General features: G+C 61.2%; 13 protein-coding genes and 1 pseudogene. 7 read left to right on the forward strand and 7 right to left on the reverse strand.

All coding sequences use genetic code 11. The features are described from left to right. Positions 1-17: 17 nt before the first annotated feature. Both AC1DNW_RS17275 and AC1DNW_RS17280 read right to left on the reverse strand, forming a co-directional pair. Positions 18-896 (reverse strand): 2-hydroxy-3-oxopropionate reductase, encoded by an 879-nt coding sequence (locus tag AC1DNW_RS17275; protein WP_477853774.1) that lies wholly within the window; start codon positions 894-896, stop codon positions 18-20. 30 nt (positions 897-926) lie between these two features. Then, positions 927-1,946, reverse strand: a complete 1,020-nt coding sequence (locus AC1DNW_RS17280) for a LacI family DNA-binding transcriptional regulator (protein WP_477853776.1) — start codon at positions 1,944-1,946, stop codon at positions 927-929. Between the two features lie 406 nt (positions 1,947-2,352). On the opposite strand from AC1DNW_RS17280, the gene AC1DNW_RS17285 reads away from it, so the two are divergent. From AC1DNW_RS17285 to AC1DNW_RS17310, 6 genes are all read left to right on the forward strand, one after another. After that, positions 2,353-3,495, forward strand: coding sequence for an ABC transporter permease (locus AC1DNW_RS17285; RefSeq protein ID WP_477853778.1), 1,143 nt, complete (start codon positions 2,353-2,355; stop codon positions 3,493-3,495). After that, complete coding sequence (locus AC1DNW_RS17290; RefSeq protein WP_113298997.1) at positions 3,492-4,538, forward strand: ABC transporter ATP-binding protein; 1,047 nt, start codon at positions 3,492-3,494, stop codon at positions 4,536-4,538. Before AC1DNW_RS17285 ends, AC1DNW_RS17290 begins: the two co-directional genes overlap by 4 nt. 2 nt (positions 4,539-4,540) lie before the next feature. Continuing rightward, the gene (locus AC1DNW_RS17295) at positions 4,541-5,602 is read left to right on the forward strand and encodes an ABC transporter ATP-binding protein (protein WP_477853780.1); all 1,062 of its coding nucleotides are present in this window, start codon (positions 4,541-4,543) and stop codon (positions 5,600-5,602) included. Further along, the gene (locus tag AC1DNW_RS17300; RefSeq protein WP_477853781.1) at positions 5,592-7,676 is read left to right on the forward strand and encodes an alpha-amylase family protein; all 2,085 of its coding nucleotides are present in this window, start codon (positions 5,592-5,594) and stop codon (positions 7,674-7,676) included. Before AC1DNW_RS17295 ends, AC1DNW_RS17300 begins: the two co-directional genes overlap by 11 nt. A 64-nt stretch (positions 7,677-7,740) precedes the next feature. Next, positions 7,741-9,699: an ABC transporter substrate-binding protein gene (locus AC1DNW_RS17305; RefSeq protein WP_477853783.1), complete on the forward strand. Its 1,959-nt coding sequence runs from the start codon at positions 7,741-7,743 to the stop codon at positions 9,697-9,699. A 73-nt stretch (positions 9,700-9,772) separates the two neighbouring features. Continuing rightward, positions 9,773-10,759 carry an ABC transporter permease gene (locus AC1DNW_RS17310; RefSeq protein WP_477853785.1) on the forward strand — a complete coding sequence of 329 codons (987 nt, stop codon included), beginning with the start codon at positions 9,773-9,775 and terminating at the stop codon, positions 10,757-10,759. Between the two features lie 35 nt (positions 10,760-10,794). Here the strand turns inward: AC1DNW_RS17310 and AC1DNW_RS17315 are convergent, their stop codons facing one another. From AC1DNW_RS17315 to AC1DNW_RS17325, 3 genes are all read right to left on the reverse strand, one after another. After that, a complete protein-coding gene (locus AC1DNW_RS17315) occupies positions 10,795-11,457 on the reverse strand; it encodes an NADPH-dependent F420 reductase (RefSeq protein ID WP_477853786.1) in 663 nt (220 codons plus the stop codon). Positions 11,458-11,541: 84 nt separating this feature from the next. Beyond that, a complete protein-coding gene (locus AC1DNW_RS17320) occupies positions 11,542-12,483 on the reverse strand; it encodes an SDR family oxidoreductase (RefSeq protein ID WP_477853788.1) in 942 nt (313 codons plus the stop codon). 52 nt (positions 12,484-12,535) lie between these two features. After that, complete coding sequence (locus AC1DNW_RS17325) at positions 12,536-13,171, reverse strand: NADPH-dependent F420 reductase (RefSeq protein ID WP_477853790.1); 636 nt, start codon at positions 13,169-13,171, stop codon at positions 12,536-12,538. A gap of 140 nt (positions 13,172-13,311) precedes the next feature. Here AC1DNW_RS17325 and AC1DNW_RS17330 point away from each other — a divergent pair, with 140 nt between their 5' ends. Then, positions 13,312-13,890: a TetR/AcrR family transcriptional regulator gene (locus AC1DNW_RS17330; protein WP_477853791.1), complete on the forward strand. Its 579-nt coding sequence runs from the start codon at positions 13,312-13,314 to the stop codon at positions 13,888-13,890. Positions 13,891-13,941: 51 nt separating this feature from the next. Here the strand turns inward: AC1DNW_RS17330 and AC1DNW_RS17335 are convergent. Further along, positions 13,942-14,479: pseudogene (locus AC1DNW_RS17335) on the reverse strand (transposase family protein); the annotation flags it as partial. Between the two features lie 83 nt (positions 14,480-14,562). Next, the gene (locus AC1DNW_RS17340) at positions 14,563-16,446 is read right to left on the reverse strand and encodes a methyl-accepting chemotaxis protein (RefSeq protein WP_477853793.1); all 1,884 of its coding nucleotides are present in this window, start codon (positions 16,444-16,446) and stop codon (positions 14,563-14,565) included. Positions 16,447-16,700: the final 254 nt, after the last annotated feature.

Consider the following 16,700-nt stretch of genomic DNA (forward strand, 5'->3'; position numbering starts at 1 on the left):
TTCCCTGAATGCCGCCGCTAGGCGTACGGGACGCCGGCAAGCGTCTCCAACGTGCGGATCAGTGCCGAATGGTCCTTGTCGCCGTCGCCGAGCGCTACGGCGGCGTTCATCATCTGCTGCACCATGGCGACATTGGGCAGCGCGAGCTCTAGGGCACGGGCGCTTTCGACCGCAAGGGCTATGTCCTTGCGATGCAGCGCGATGCGGAAGCCCGGATCGAAGGTGCTGTTGATCATGCGTTCGCCATGCAGCTCGAGGATCCGAGACGAAGCAAAACCGCCCATCAGCGCCTGGCGGACCTTGGCCGGATCGGCACCAGCCTTCCTGGCGAAGAGCAGCGCCTCCGCAACCGCCTCGATGGTCAGACCGACGATGATCTGGTTGGCAACCTTGGCTGTCTGGCCGTCACCGGCGCCACCCACCAGCGTGATGTTCTTGCCCATCTTTTCAAACAGCGGCAGGGCACGCCTGTAGGCTTCTTCCTCTCCGCCGACCATGATTGTCAGCGCCGCGTTGCGGGCGCCGACCTCGCCGCCGGAAACGGGCGCGTCGAGATAGGAGCAGCCGCGCTCTTTGATCTTCCGGGCGAAATCCTTGGTGGCGATCGGCGAGATCGAGCTCATGTCGATCACCAGCTTGCCCGGGGAAAGCCCTTCGGCAACGCCGCCGGCGCCGAAGAGCACCGTTTCCACGTCGGGCGTATCAGGCAGCATCAAGATCACCACATCGGACTGCGCTGCCGCCTGCGCCGCGCTCGGGGCCTGGCTGGCGCCCCTGTCGACGAGAGGACGAGAGACCTCCTTGACGCGATGGAGCGACAGCGTGTGACCGGCATCGATCAGATGCCCCGCCATCGGCCTGCCCATGACGCCGAGCCCGATAAATCCGATCTTCATGCATGCCTCCCTACGCGTTTCACCTTGTCATCAAAGCTTGGATTTCCAGGAGCCTGCCGGCGCCCGCGCCGTCGACTGGCGCTCGACCAGATGCGGCACGAGGCTGAGGCGCTGCGGCGGCAGGTCGTTCAGCTGGCCGTTGAGGCCAATACGCGACAGCAGCTGGCGCACTGCGGCGATCCCCATCTGCTTGTGCGGCATATGGATCGTCGTGAGGTTCGGCGAGACCTGGGTGGCGATCGGATAGTCCGCATGGCCGACCACGGAAACGTCCTCCGGCACAGAAATGCCCATCCGCATCAATTCCGAGACCACGGTTACAGCAACGCCGTCGCTGCCGCAGAAAACTGCCGTCGGTTCGAAGCCATCATTCGCCATCTTCAGCACCGCCTCGCGAAGGTCGGCGGCCATATAGTCCTCCTTGAAGGCGATCTCCCGAAGCTCGGCACCCTCGAGCTCGGCGATCGCCTCGGAGAAGCCCCTCAGGCGCGCATAGCGGCCGGGATAGCCGAGCTGGCCATGTGCATAGACCATGCGCCGGTGCCCGAGGCCATAGAGGAACTTCGCCACGAAGACGCCGGCCTCGACGTCGGTCGCGGTGATCTGGTCCATCGTGTAGAGTTCCGGCACGATATGGGCGACGACGACGGCCGGCACGGAGCTGTCGCGGGCAGCATCGAACATCTTCTGTTCCTGCGGCCCGACCAGTACGAAGCCGAGCGAGGCGTCCTCCAGCCGCTCGATGATGCGGTGGTCACTGGTCCAGCGCACCGCCATCGAGCAGCCGAAGCGCGTCGCCTCCATTTCGATGCCGTGCTGAACGTCAATCCAGAGCTCGCGGTTGGAGACCGATCGGTCGTGGAAGATGACCTCGATCGATTGTGACGTCACCTTCGTGCGCCGTGCGATGTAGCCGAACTGCTCGGCAACGGACAGGACGTTACGCCGCGTATCCTCGCTCACTCCGGGCTTGCCTGTCAGCGCCCTCGAGACTGCAAATTTTGAAATTCCCAGATGATCAGCGATTTCCTGAAGTGTGACACGGCTCATCGGTGTTTTCTTTTCCAAGATGAAATTGCGGCAACACGGGAAGCGCAACTTTACACTTGTTAGGTTAATGTTGCGGTTCCTGTCAATCAAATCTCATTGTGCGTCGCACCACTTTTGCCCGGATTTCGCGTAAGTCCAGTCGAGCGTGGCAGCATGTGACTGTATTTTTTGCTTTACTCGCCTTTTCGCACACGCAGCAAGCCAGATTCCAGCGGTTTTTTGATCGCTCGAAGCAAACAATCTGCTTGACGCGTAGTTTCTTTGCCGCCAGTTTAGGCTAACAACAAGCAAACAACATTCCCATTTCGGTGTGAAGTTGCGGCTAAGGGAGGAAGCCTGTGGCCTTGTCTGCGTTGCCTAGAAATGAAATCAACGGGTTGGTCGCCCCCACCGGGAGTACACCGGCATGGCGGCGATAGCTGAAGCCTCGACGCCGCCGCAGACCGTTGCCGCGGCGGCGGCCATCGGTCTCGCCAGCCAGCGCCAGCTGATATGGCTTAAGTTCAAGGAGCACAAGCTCGCCTATTGGAGCGGGATCGTCATCCTCCTGATCTATCTCGTCGCCGTCTTTGCGGAATTCCTGGCACCGCGCACGCCCGATTACTATGATTCCGCCTATACGATGCTGGCGCCGCAGGGGATCAAGCTGTTTTCCGTGGACGAGGCCGGCTCCTATCGTTTCGAGCCGCATGTGACGGGATTCAGCTCGAAACGCGACCCGAAGACGCTGCGCAAGGTCTTCGCGGTCGATCCCAATGTCCGCATACCGGTTGGTCTGTTCGTGCGCGGCGAGACCTATAATTTCTGGGGTCTGTTTCCCTCCAGCATTCATCTGATCGGGCCGAAGGATCCGAAGCAGCCCTTCTACCTTCTCGGTTCGGACAGGCTTGGGCGCGACGTGCTCAGCCGTCTCATCTACGGCACGCGCGTGTCGACCTCCGTCGGCCTGATCGGCGTGGCGATCAGCCTCGTGCTGGGCGTCTTTCTCGGCGGCATCTCCGGCTACGTCGGCGGCATGGTCGACAATGCCATCCAGCGCGTCATCGAGTTCATCATGTCGGTGCCGACGATCCCGCTCTGGATGGGCCTCGCCGCCGCAATCCCAGTGACCTGGTCGCCCATCCTCGTCTATTTCATCATCACCATGATCATCTCGCTGATCGGCTGGACCTCGCTCGCTCGCGAGGTGAGAGGACGCTTCATGTCCTGGCGCAACGAAGTCTTCGTTGTCGCCGCCCGGTTGGACGGCACGTCGGAGATGAGGATCATTACCCGCCATCTCGTGCCTGGCTTCATCAGCCATATCATCGCGGCAACCACCCTCGCCATTCCGGCAATGATTATTGCCGAGACGTCGCTTTCCTTCCTTGGCATAGGCCTGCGTCCGCCGGTCGTCAGCTGGGGCGTGTTGTTGCAAGAGGCGCAGAACATCCGTTCGCTCGCCGAGGCGCCATGGCTTCTGGCGCCGGGCGTTCTCGTCATCGTGACCGTACTATCCTTGAACTTCCTCGGAGACGGGCTCCGTGATGCAGCGGATCCATACTCATGAGCACCATGTCCGAAACATCCATCCTCTCCGTTCGCGGGCTGAAGACTCATTTCAACCTTCGTGAGGGATTGATCAAGGCGGTCGACGGCGTCGATCTCGACGTCCGCCGTGGCAGGACGCTCTGCATCGTCGGCGAATCCGGTTCGGGAAAGTCGATGATGGCGCGCTCAGTGCTGCAGATCGTCACGCCACCCGGGCGCGTCGTCGGCGGCAGCATGGTCTTCAGCCGCGATGGCAAGACGAGCGTCGACATCGCCAGGCTCGATCCGGCCAGCAAGGAGATCCGTTCGATCCGCGGCCGCGACATCGCGATGATCTTCCAGGAGCCGATGAACTCGCTGAGCCCTGTGCATACGGTCGGCGATCAGCTGGTGGAAAAGATCCTGTTGCACCACAAGATCGGCACCAAGGCCGCAATCGAGCGAACGGTCGAGGCACTCGATCGGGTGGGCATCCCCGATCCGCGCCGGCGGCTCGGCTCCTATCCCTTCGAGTTGTCGGGGGGCATGCGGCAGCGTGTTATGATTGCCATGGCGCTCGCCTGCCGACCGGCCATGCTGATTGCCGACGAACCGACAACGGCGCTCGACGTCACCACGCAGGCGAACATCCTCGAGCTCATGCGCGCACTGCAGGACGAAACTGGCATGGCCGTCATGTTCATCACCCACGATCTCGGCGTCGTCGCCGAGATCGCCGACGAGGTGGCGGTGATGTATCTCGGCCAGGTCGTCGAGCGCGGCAGCGTCGACGACATCTTCTACGATCCGCAGCATCCTTACACCTTGGCGCTGCTCGCCTCCATTCCCAAGCTCGGTGCCAGGCATGCGGCCGGCAAGCGGCTGAAGGCGATCGAGGGCATGGTGCCGCATCCGCTCGACAGGCCGGCGGGCTGTCCGTTCAACACGCGCTGCCCGGAAGCCATTGCCGGGCTCTGCGACCGGACAGGTCCGGCGCTGAAGGAACTGCGGCCCAATCATTTCGGCGCCTGTCATCTGCGCGATCCGCAGTATCTCAAGACCCAAAATCCGGTGGAGGCATGAGTATGAACATGATGCATGCCGGCCAACCCCGACTGGATCTCTCCGCCGACGAACCGCTGATCCGGGCCGAGAATGTCAAGGTGCATTTTCCTGTTACGTCGGGCTTCTTCAAGCGCACGGTCCGCCACATCAAGGCGGTCGACGGCGTAACGCTCTCGATCAACCCCGGTGAAACCCTGAGCCTCGTCGGGGAATCGGGTTGCGGCAAGACGACCTTCGGACAGGCGCTGGTGCGGGTGCTGGAGCCGACGGATGGCCGGATCCTTTACAAGAAGGGCGGCGAGGCCGTTGACCTCTCTCATCTGACGCCCGCCGAGATGCGGCCCTATCGTTCCGACATCCGGATGATCTTCCAGGATCCCTTCGCTTCGCTCAATGCGCGCCGCCGGGTCATCGACATCATCGCCGAACCGCTGCGCAATTTCGGCGTGACCGACAAGGCGGAGGTGGAGAGCCGGGTCGCCGACCTGATGCGGCGCGTCGGCCTCCGGCCGGAGTATATGGCGCGTTACCCCTATGCCTTTTCGGGCGGCGAGCGCCAGCGCATCGGCATCGCCCGCGCATTGTCGGTCCGCCCGAAGATCGTCGTCGCCGACGAATGCGTCTCGGCCCTCGACGTCTCCATCCAGGCGCAGACGCTCAACCTGCTGCAGGACCTGCAGGAGGAGTTCGACCTGACCTATCTCTTCATCTCGCACGATCTCGGCGTCGTCGAATACATCTCCGACCGTGTGGCTGTGATGTATGCGGGCAGAGTGGTGGAACTGGCGACGACGGACCGGCTTTTCTCGCGTCCGCGCCACCCCTACACGGCGGCCCTATTGGCATCGGTGCCGCGCCCGGATCCGCGCCTTGCGCGCAGCCAGAAGCGCATGCGGCTGAAGGGCGAGGTCGCCGACCCCGCCAACCGTCCGCTCGGCTGCGCTTTCCATCCGCGGTGTCCGTTTGCGACCGACCTCTGCCGGACAGTGGATCCCGCCACGAGGGATGTGAACGGAACGCAGGTTGCCTGCCACCACGCTGAAAGTCTCGATTTAAAGGGAGTAAACGAGAATGCTGCTTGACGCCGTTGAAAATAAGGCCGCCGCCGCGACGCAGCCGGTCTGGTGGAAACGTCCCTACCGCATGGTGCAGACCAATCTGCGCCAGCCCGATGCTCTCTATGACCAGAAGCGGCTGGCGAAGGAAATACGCGAGTTCGGTGCCGACGTATTGCTCTACAATATCGGCGGCATCTTCGCCTTCTACCCGACCAAGCTGCCTCTCCACGCCGTCAACCCCTACATGAAGGGCGATGCTCTTGGCGACGCGATCGAGGCGGCGCATGCGGAGGGCCTCTCGCTGGTCGGCCGCTTCGACATGTCGAAGGCGACCCGCATCGCCTACGAGGCCCATCCCGACTGGTTCGTGCACAACATTAAGGGTGACGCGCTCGAATACAACGGGACCTACCAGGCCTGCGTCAATGGCGGCTGGTATCAGGATTACGCGCTGGAGATCATCTCGGAATCGCTTGGCAAGTATGAGGTCGACGGCGTGTTCTTCAATATGTTCGGCTATACGAACTTCACCTATTCCGGCGACTACTTCGGCATCTGCGTCTGTGACAATTGCCGCCGACGCTTCCGCGCGATGTACAAGAAGGAACTGCCGCTCAAGGAGGATTTCTCTGATCCGGCCTATGCCGATTACCTGAGCTTCAAGGAGAAGACCTCGCTCGACCTGCGCAGCAAGGTCTACAAGCATATCAAGCAGGTCAATCCGAAGGTGGCGATGACCGGCCATCGTGGCGATTCCGACCTGATCCGCATGGAGGTGCAGCGCGCCGTAGACCGCCCGCAGCCCGAATGGCCCTATCAGGCTGGCGAACAAGCCCGCTGGGCCGCCGCCTACGGCCAGGGCAAGACCTTCTCGTCGACCTCGACCAATTTCGTCGACTTCGCCTGGCGCTTCCATTCGGAGAGCGGCGGCTACCACATGCTGCGCTTTGCCCAGCAGCTCGCCAGCGGCGCGACGCTCGACTACTACCTGCTCGGCGTCATGGATCAGGACGACAAGACGCCCTTCGCCGACATTTCGAAACTCTTCCGCTGGCACCGTGACCACGAGGCGCATTATACCGGGCTGCGCTCCGGCGCGCGCATCGGGCTCTACCACTCCCATAGCAACGGCACCTTCCGCAAATGCACAGGCAGCGCGGCCCTCGGCGACACCGCCTTCCGCGGCGCCTATCGCGCCCTCGTCGAGGCACGGCTTGCCTTCGATTTCGTCAGCGATGATCTGGTCAAAGGAGACAACGGCAAGGAGATCCTCGCCGGCTATGACGCCATCGTGCTTGCCAACGTCTCTTGCCTCGGCGACCAGGAGGCGAAGCGTCTCGACGCCTATGTCAAGGGCGGCGGCGTGCTCCTCGTGACCGGCGATACCGGCTTTTACGACGAGCGTGGCAGCGCGCGCGAGACGCCGGCGCTTGAAAGCCTGCCGGTCAAGGACAAGCCTTCTGCGCGCATGCACATGCGGGGATCGTATTTCCGGATAGCCGACGGCGAACTGCCAACGCCACTCACCACCCTGCTGATGCTCGACGGACGTTATTTCGTCTCCCATCCGAAGGACGGGGCCAAGACGCTGCTGACGCTGCTGCCCCCCCAGCGCTTCGGACCTCCCGAACTCTGCTTCCCGGATATTGAGAGCGAATTGCCGGGCGTCATCACCGGCGATTACGGCAAGGGCAAGGTGGTCTACATCCCGTGGAATCCGGAATGGCAATATTTCCGCGACAGCCTGCCCAACCATCGCCTGCTCATTTCGGAACTGCTGGAACGCAATGTCGCGCCGGCCCCGGTGAAGCTAGAAGGCCGTGGTTCGCTGGAAGTGACGATCCAGCATCAGCAGTCGAGCGGCCGCATGCTCGTGCATGTCGTCAATTTCGGCGGCCAGCGCAACAATCTCTATGAGGATGCGCCTGCCGTGCACGGGCTTCGGCTTGGCATCCGCAACGCCGCGGACAAGGCACAGGCGCTCGTCGCCGGTCAGCCGCTGACGGCTGCGGCCGGTCCTGATGGTGAGGGTTACACTTGGTTCGACCTGCCACCGGTAGAAGCATTCGAAGTGCTTTCCGTGGAGGGGAAGCACTGACGCACAAGGGATGGAGAAGCAGGGCGGACGGCAACGACCGTTCTCCCTCGAGGAGGAAGAGATCATGGACCTGAATACCGGAATGAAACTGCTGCGGCGGCTTTCAACTGCTGCCGCTTTGCTGGCGCTGACGGCGGGGACTGCCCTCGCTCAGGACTATAAGGACGCGCCGATGCTGACCCAGGAGGTCGACGCAGGCAAGCTACCACCAGTGGCCGAACGGTTGCCGAAGGAGCCGCTCGTCGTCAAGCCCTTCGAAAGCGTTGGGCAGTATGGAGGAACCTGGCGGCTGACCATGGCATCGGCAAGCGACATTTCCTCGCTGGTGCGCACGATCGGATACGAAAACTTCACGCGCTGGGAGACGTGGCAACCCGGCATGGAGCAGAAGGACATCGTGCCGGGCGTCGTCATGAACGTGGCCAGATCTGTCGACGTCAACGCCGACGGTACGGAATATACCTTCAAGCTGCGCGAAGGCATGAAGTGGTCGGACGGTCAGCCCTACACGGCTGACGACGTGATGTTCTGGTATGAGGACGTCTACTCCAACACCGAGGTCATGCCGACAAAGCCGACATGGTCTGTCCGCGGCGGCAAGCCGCTGGTCGTCGAGAAGATCGACGACTATACGGTGAAGTTCAAATTTGCCGCGCCGAACGGCCTGCTGCTGCAGGCGCTCGCAACACCGGCAAACGATCCCGAGCCGAATGTGCCCACGGCCTATCCGAAGCATTACCTCGAGAAATTCCACACCAAATATAACAAGGATGCCGATGCCGAGGCGAAGGCCTCCGGCGGCCAGAACTGGGTGTCGAATTTCAACGCCAAGGCGGATGCCTGGCGCAATCCCGACCTGCCGCGCCTCAACCCGTGGATCGTGTCTTCCGGCATCGGCCAGGGCAATGGCAGCCAGGTCGTGGCAAAGCGCAACCCCTACTATTTCAAGGTCGATACCGCGGGCAATCAGCTGCCCTACATGGATCAGTCGACGATCGATATCATATCCGATCCGCAGGTGACGCTGCTCAAGGCCGCCAATGGCGACTTCGACATGGTCGACAGCTATATCGGCTTCGTCACCACGCCTGAGAACAAGGGGACCTTCTTCGACAACCAGGAACGTGGCAACTACGACTTCTACGAGGTCCTGCCGAACCGCGCCAACCTGATGATCGTGTCGCTGAACCTGACCGACAAGAACCCGGTCAAGCGCGAGATCTTCGGCAACAAGGCCTTCCGGGAAGCGCTGTCGACGGCGATCAACCGCGATGAGATCATCGAGGTGATCTGGCTCGGCCAGGGCCTGCCCTACCAGACCGTCGAACGACCCGAGTCACCTCTCTTCGATGAGGAGATGGCGACCCAGTTCACCAAGTTCGATCCCGGCCAGGCCAATAAGATGCTCGATGATGCCGGTTTCGCCAAGAAGGACGGTAACGGTACCAGGCTCGGTCCGGATGGCAAGCCGATCCAGTTCACCATCGACGTCTCCGTGCTGCGCCAGCCGTGGATCGATACCGCCGAGCTGATTAAGAAATACTGGCGCAATGTCGGTATCGACCTGCTGATCAACACGACCGACACGACGGCGCTCAACCAGCGTGTCGAATCCAACGATCACGATGCGGCCGTCTGGTCCGCCTCTGGAGGCGCCGATACGCTGTTCGATCCGAAATACTTTCTGCCCTCGTCCTGGGCATCCTTCTACGCGACCACCTGGGGCCAGTGGTACGCCAAGGACAGCAATGCAGAGGAGCCGCCGGAGGCCGTCAAGAAGCAGATGGCGCTCTATGACGAGATCTTCGCCACTGTCGATGCCGGCAAGCGTCTCGATCTGATGAAGCAGGTGATGCAGATCGCTAAGGAACAGTTCTACACGATCGGCATCATGCAGCCGACCACGGACTACGGCATCATCAACAAGCAGCTGCACAACGTGCCGAAAACGCTGCTCGCCAGCACCGAATATACCCATCCCGGTGCCGCCAATCCCGAGCAATTCTACTTCGCGCCGAAATAGCGCGGGAAGATAAGCCTCCGCTCTCCCGAGCGGGGGTCTTGGCCCTGGGCCAGAATCAATTTCGGAGAGTTCCATGGCAGCTTTCATCGCACGCCGCTTTTTGTATATGCTGGTGACCCTGTTTGCGATCTCGGTGATGACCTTCGTCATCATCCAGCTCCCGCCGGGTGATTTCGTCACCTCGATGGTCGCGCAGCTGAACCTGCAGGGCACCACCGTCGATGCCGGCGCCATGGCCGTGATGCGTGAGCGCTACGGTCTCGATGACCCGATGTATGTGCAATACTGGAAATGGATGTCCGGCATCCTGCTGCGCGGCGATTTCGGCTATTCGCTTGAATGGCGCCGCCCGGTCTCCGATCTGCTCTGGAACCGCCTCAGCCTGACTTTTGTGCTGGCGCTGTGCAGCCTGCTGTTCATCTGGGCAGTATCGCTGCCGATCGGTATCTATACAGCAGTGCGCCGCAAGACGGTGGGCGACTATGTCGCCACTTTCTTCGGCGTCATCGGTCTCGCAATACCGAATTTCCTCTTCGCGCTCGTGCTGATGTATGTTGCCTTTCGCTATTTCGGCACTGGCATCGGCGGCTTGTTCTCGCCAGAATACGAAACAGCGCCCTGGAGCCTTGCCAAGGTCGGCGACCTCCTGATGCACCTGATTATTCCGACCATCGTGCTGGGGCTTCACGGCACCGCGGCGCTGATCAGGCTTCTACGCGCCAACCTGCTCGACGAGCTCAACAAGCCTTATGTCGTCACCGCCCGCGCCTACGGCCTTTCGGAACGCAGATTGCTTTTGAAATATCCGGTGCGCATAGCGCTCAACCCCTTCGTCTCCACCGTCGGCTGGGTGTTGCCGACGCTGGTGTCAGGTGCGACGATCACTGCGGTTGTGCTCAACCTGCCGATGACCGGACCGCTATTGCTTCAGGCCCTGATCTCCCAGGACATGTATCTCGCCGGCAGCTTTATCATGATGCTCAGCGCACTCACGGTCATTGGAACGCTTCTTTCGGACCTGTTGCTGGCCTGGCTCGACCCTCGCATCCGCTATACCTGACGCGAGCTCAATCAAGCAATGTACCGCTGGAAATGTCATCGACGGTGTGAACCGGCCGGTGAGGACGTGTCGGTGATTAAGCCGATATCGACGTTCATGGCAAAGTCCCAGGTACCGGCACCGTTTTTGGCCAGACCGATCATCATCAGGCCGAGCGCCTCGAGCGTCTGGGCCATGTGCAGGCCGCCGACATCGAGCGGACGAAGCTCGAGGCTTTCGAGGAAAGTCGAGACGCGCGCTTTTGCGTCCGTGTCGTCCGCGGCGAAGAACGCGTCGAGGCGTCCTCCTCGAGCAAGCACGTGGCCGAAGATGGTGTTGAATGCCTTCACGACGTGCGCGCCAGACATAACGCCCTTGGCGATCTCCTGCGCACCAGAACTGCCGTCAGGCGTGACGAGGCCCGAGAGGTCTGGCGCAATCGGGTTGGTGATGTCAATGATCACCTTGCCGTCGAGGGCATCCCCGTACTCAGCTACCACCGCCGCCGCATGGGCATATGGCACGGCGAGGATGACGATGTCGCCGGCCGGCGCGGCGCCGTACATGCCTGTAATCGCTCCGGCTGCGATTTGGTCGGCCCGCGCCCGCGCCTTGGCGGGGTCGCGGCTTACCACCTCGACGATGTGTCCAGCCGTGGCGATACGGCCGCCGATGGCCGCTGCCATCTTTCCAGAGCCAATGATGCTGATAGTGCTCATGTGCGTTCTCCTGATGAGTTGGGGTATCGTTGGTGTTCTCAAGCTAGGCATTCCCGGTTTGAGAACTTCATGTGCAGCTCGACTTCAGACGGCAGGGAAGTAGTGGCCGTTGTCCAAATCCTCGATCAGGCCGGGCTGAACGCATTTCCAGCCGAGCGTCTGGCGGGTGACGAGATTGGACGCCGGGACATCCAGCGTGACCAGATTCGCGAGGAACCCGAAGTATCCCGGCAGCATCAGGACGTCCGCTGGAATGCTGACGGCGGGCAGGCCAAGACGGGTCCCGAGGGCCTCCGCTATCTCGCGGAACGAGATGCCCTCGTCGCCGATCGCATGCCAGTTCCGGCCAGCAGGCCCCTTCTCCAACGCCAGGCGGAACAGGGAGGCGACGTCGCGGGCGTGCACGGCCGACCACAGGTTCGCGCCGCCACCGGCGTAGCCGACGACGCCCTTCTCCTTCGCGAGAGCGATCAGCAGCGGGAGGAAGCCGGCATTGTCGGTAGTGCTGTGCATGATCGTAGGAATCCGCACGATCGATGAGCGCACGCCCCGCTCCGCGAGGCCGACGACCGTGGTTTCCACGATGTTACGAACCCGCAGAGTACCCTTGTACGCTTCGCCGCCTGGTAGCGCCGGATCCTCCTCGGTGGCCGGCCGGCCCAGATTTTCCCAACCGGGCGAGCCAATGCTCCCCGACACGACCAGCGGCTTTCCGGTTCCGGCCAGTGCCTCGCCGTAGGCGAGCATGATCTGAACTTCTGCAGCGGCCACGGCGTCGATCCCGCCAGAGGGAAGCAGGTCCTGCCTGTGCGCGACGTGGATGACGCCGTCGGATGCTGCGGCGGCTTTCTTGAGTCCGTCGAGATCATCAAGGTTGCCGCGAAGCACCTTCGCGCCGAGCGCCGACACCGCCGACGCGGCCTTGTCCGACCTGGCCAGGGCGGTGACCTCGTGACCGGCTGTTACGAGGTCGGAGATGATGTACGGACCGGAATGGCCGGTCCCGCCAGTGACGAGAACGTGCATGCTGCTTTTCCTTGTAGGTGAGGTGGTGCGAGAGGTGGTGGTACCAGTGCGGTCAGCCTTGGAGGCTGACGCCGATCGAGAAGTAGGCATGCTTGACGGAGTGGGTCATGAGGCCAAGCCACAGCATACAGGCGTGCTCCAGCGACCGCGCCATGGTGAGCGGCCCGGTATCCATCGGGCGCAACCCGAGGCTCTGGATGAACGCCGAGATCCGTGCTTTCGCCTGCGCGTCATCCCCCGCGATGAACACGTCCAATGGGTGACCCCCGACTGGACCGGTAGCCAGGACGCTGGAGTTCTGGGTGTTGAACGCCTTGACGATATCGGCCCTGTCCGGAGCGGCCTTGGCGATCTCAAGCGTGCCGAAACTGTCGTCAGGGGTCAAGAAGCCCGAGAAGTCGGCCTTGATGGGGTTTGTGATGTCGACAAGGAGCTTGCCTGCCAGTCCATCGCCGTACAGCTTCACCACATCGACAACGACCGAGTAGGGAACCGCCAGAACGACGATGTCCCCAGCAGGGGCTGCGCCGAACGTCCCTGTTGTCGTGCCAGGTCCGACCTGCTCAGCCCGCGCCCGCGCCTTCCCGGCGTCGCGGCCCATTAGCTCCACAGCATGACCGGCCCTGGCGGCAAGGCTGCCGATCGCTGCGGCCATTCCGCCTGTTCCGATAATGCTGATTGTGGTCATGTTCAAATTCCTGGGGGTCTGGTGATTGAGGGCACTATTGTCATTTGCTCGGATGCAGCCTATCTGGTGGACCGCTGATCCATTTAATTGGAGCGGTGATCCGAATATATGGTTCAGTGATCCGTTTATCAAGGCAGTCCATGCGAGCCGACGCGAAAAAAAATTACAGCCAGATCCTCACGGTGGCGCGGGAGGCCGTCACCGAGCATGGGGCGGACGTGTCAATGCGAGATATCGCCCGCCGGGCTGACGTCGGGTTAGCCACGCTGCTTCGTCATTTCCCGACGCGAGAGGGATTGTTCGAAGCGCTGCTGTGTACGAATCTGGATGCACTGACGCAGAAGGCTGCCGAACTCGAAATCTCGAATTCTTCCGGCGAAGCACTTGTGTCCTGGGTGCGCGATTGGGTGGTTTTCGCCCAAAGCTACAGGGGCGTTGTCGCCATGATGGCGGCGGCTCACGCGAACCCGGCCTCCGCTCTTTATGCTTCATGCGCAGCGGTGCACTCCGCGAGCGCGCGACTGCTGCTCCGTGCCCAGGGGGAAGGTGCGGCGCGAGCCGATATGAACGGGGACGACCTTTTCGCCTTGATGACGGCCCTCGGCTGGGCGGTCGACCAACCGTCGTTCGCGCCACGGGCGGATCATCTCGTCCGCCTTATGACGAGCGCCATCTTGAGAGGTTCGCCTAACAACGATGTCAAGAAGTCAAAGTGTTGAGCAAGGCGCCTGCTGAAAAGTCCGGATGATTGAATGGATTATCCGATGCCCGGCCGCCTTGAGGAACGCGACGGCGCTGACTGCCTTTTCGTTCGTGAAGATGTCGGCGAAAGCAACACGGGAGGCGTCGTCGATGCAGACATGGACGGATTCGCAGCCGATACCGCGTGAGTTGCTCTGGCCCGTCCTGTCACCGGTGATGCGGTGACAGACCCGATCGAGGCGGCCGAGGCGTTTGATGTCGAGATGGATCAAGCCGTCTGCTTTGCAAGCTCGTAGCGGATGACGGGCTCGGCTGAAGCAATGTCTTTCGTCCGGGACAGACCGGCTCGCCTGAGCACGCGGCTGACGGCGGCGGGAGACAGGTCTGTTTCCATGGCGATGTGCTTGCCGGTCAGGCACTGGCGACGAAGAGAGACAATGCGCTCGCTCAAAACCTGATCTGTTCCGTCGCGGGCTTGTTTTGGGCCGCGAAGAGCGATCGGCCATCCTGGCGCGGCCATCCTGGCGCGGCCATCCTGGCGCGCCCATCCTGTTTGAAGCGTTCGACCCAGCGCGACACGATCTTGGGCGAAACGCGATACCTGCGCCAGTGCAAACAATGTGGTCTGAGGTCCAGTTCCTATCAAGACCGCCGGTGATTTCAGTTGGTTGGTATCCGACCCTAAAGTGTCAGCGGCGCACCGAAGCGAGCTGAACGGTTCTACCGGCGGTAGATTGAGACATTGCTCTCGCCGTCGGGCGAGGGGCTGCAGACTGCTTGGAAACGGCATCGTCGAGCTTGAACTGCCTGACAAGCTCGCGAAGCTTCTGGGCTTCCTGAGCGAGCGAGGCGGAGGCGGCAGTCGATTGTTCCACCATAGCCGCATTCTGTTGTGTCGTCTGGTCCATTTGATTGACTGCCACGTTGACTTCGCTAAGGCCGACTGATTGCTCTTTGGCAGAGGTTGCGATCGCATCCATGTGCTGATTGATCTGCGCGATGAAGCTGCCGATGGTCTTGAGAGCCTGGCCGGTATCACGCACGAGCTTCACTCCGCTCTCCACCTCCTTGGAGGAGTTTTGGATGAGGCCCTTGATCTCCTTGGCCGCGCTCGCTGAACGCTGAGCAAGTTCTCGCACCTCCTGGGCGACGACTGCGAAGCCCTTGCCTGCCTCTCCTGCTCTGGCGGCTTCCACGCCGGCGTTCAGGGCAAGAAGGTTGGTCTGGAATGCAATTTCATCGATTACGCCGATGATATTGGAAATCTGTTGCGACGAAGTCTCGATGCGTCCCATCGCCTCTTCGGCATGGGAAACGACCTCCGCAGACATCGCGGCGCTTCGGTTTGCCTCCGTGGCTACTGCCCGGGTCTCTTCAGTCCGCTTGCTGGAATTCGACACGTTTGCAGTGATCTCTTCCAGTGCTGCAGCCGTCTCTTCAAGCGAGGCCGCCTGCTGTTCAGTACGCTTTGAAAGATCGCCCGCTCCCGAGGAAATTTCCCGGGTCCCATCGTCGATCGTGGTGATGCTGCTGGAAATCGACATCAGCGCGCCACCAAGCTGAGTGACGGACTGATTGAAGTCGTGGCGCAAAGCCTCGAAGTCAGGAGCGAACGGGTCATCGAGCTGGAAGGCAAGATCGCCTGCCGCCAGCCGCCTCAAGCCGGCTGCGAGACCTAATGTGGCAACGCGTAGACGCTCGGCAGCATCGGATTCCGCTTGCTGTTGGGCGGCGATCCGATCGGCCTCCGACTGCTTCCGGCTCTCCACTGCTTCCATCTCCATTCGCTTGTTTGCTATGGCGGCTTGGCGGAAGACCTCCACCGCCCCAGCCATGGAACCGATTTCGTCGGCGCGGCCGGCAAACGGAATTTTAGAACCGGTGTCGCCCTCGGCCAGTCGCCTCATGGAGGCTGTAATCTGGGTAATGGGATTGGCAATGCCGGTCAGCACGAAGGCAACTGCGCCGACAACCAGCAACGCTGCAAGACCAATCGCGACAAAGAGGTAGAATTCGACTGACGCGTAGGTCGTCCTACTCACCTTGGCAGCCTCTTGGCTGCCAATGACATTCAATTCCACCAGGCCCGTCGTCAGTTCTTTCAGCTTGTCTGAATAAGTACGCATCTCTCCGCCGAGGTATAGTCCGGCTTCTTCGGTCTTGTTCTCGCGGGAAAGGGCGAGAAGCTGCGGTTTGCTGGCGATATAACCCTCAACGTTCTCCTTTATACCGCTGATCAACTGGCGCTCGCGGTCCGACGATGCCAACGCAACATAGGCATCTATCGATTTGCGAACCGTATCCTCGGCGGCTGCAATGGCCTCTTCGCGTGTTTTCTTTTCCGCGTCTGACTGCGCGATGATGTGATCGCGGTAAGCGAGGCGCAAATTCGCCATGTTGAGATTGATCGTCCGCGATGCCTGTACGCTCGGCAACCAGTTCGTCGCGATCTCTTCCGTGGAGCCGTTTGTCTTGCTCAGGCCATCGATCGCGAGATACGCTACGATCCCGAAAAGAAGCGCAACACTGCTGAAAATCAGGAGCAGGCTCGACTTTATGCTTGGACGACGCATTGAAGGACCCCTTGAGAACGTCGACCCTTAGGTCGACTGGCAAAGAGTTTTTAACAAAAATAATTTAATGTTTTACTCATATGTAAAATGCCGTTTACCGAAGAATTCGGACCGTTGATGCGTAATGTTCGAGATCTGGCATCGGCAAGAGGGTTCGTCGCGATGGCGCAAGGCATTCGTCAAATGGATGGATGGCCACGAAGCACTCGTTAGATGTTTGATCCTAGGCTCGCAATGTCAGGCAGTACGTTGCT

The organism is Rhizobium sp. 05L429, from assembly GCF_056397645.1.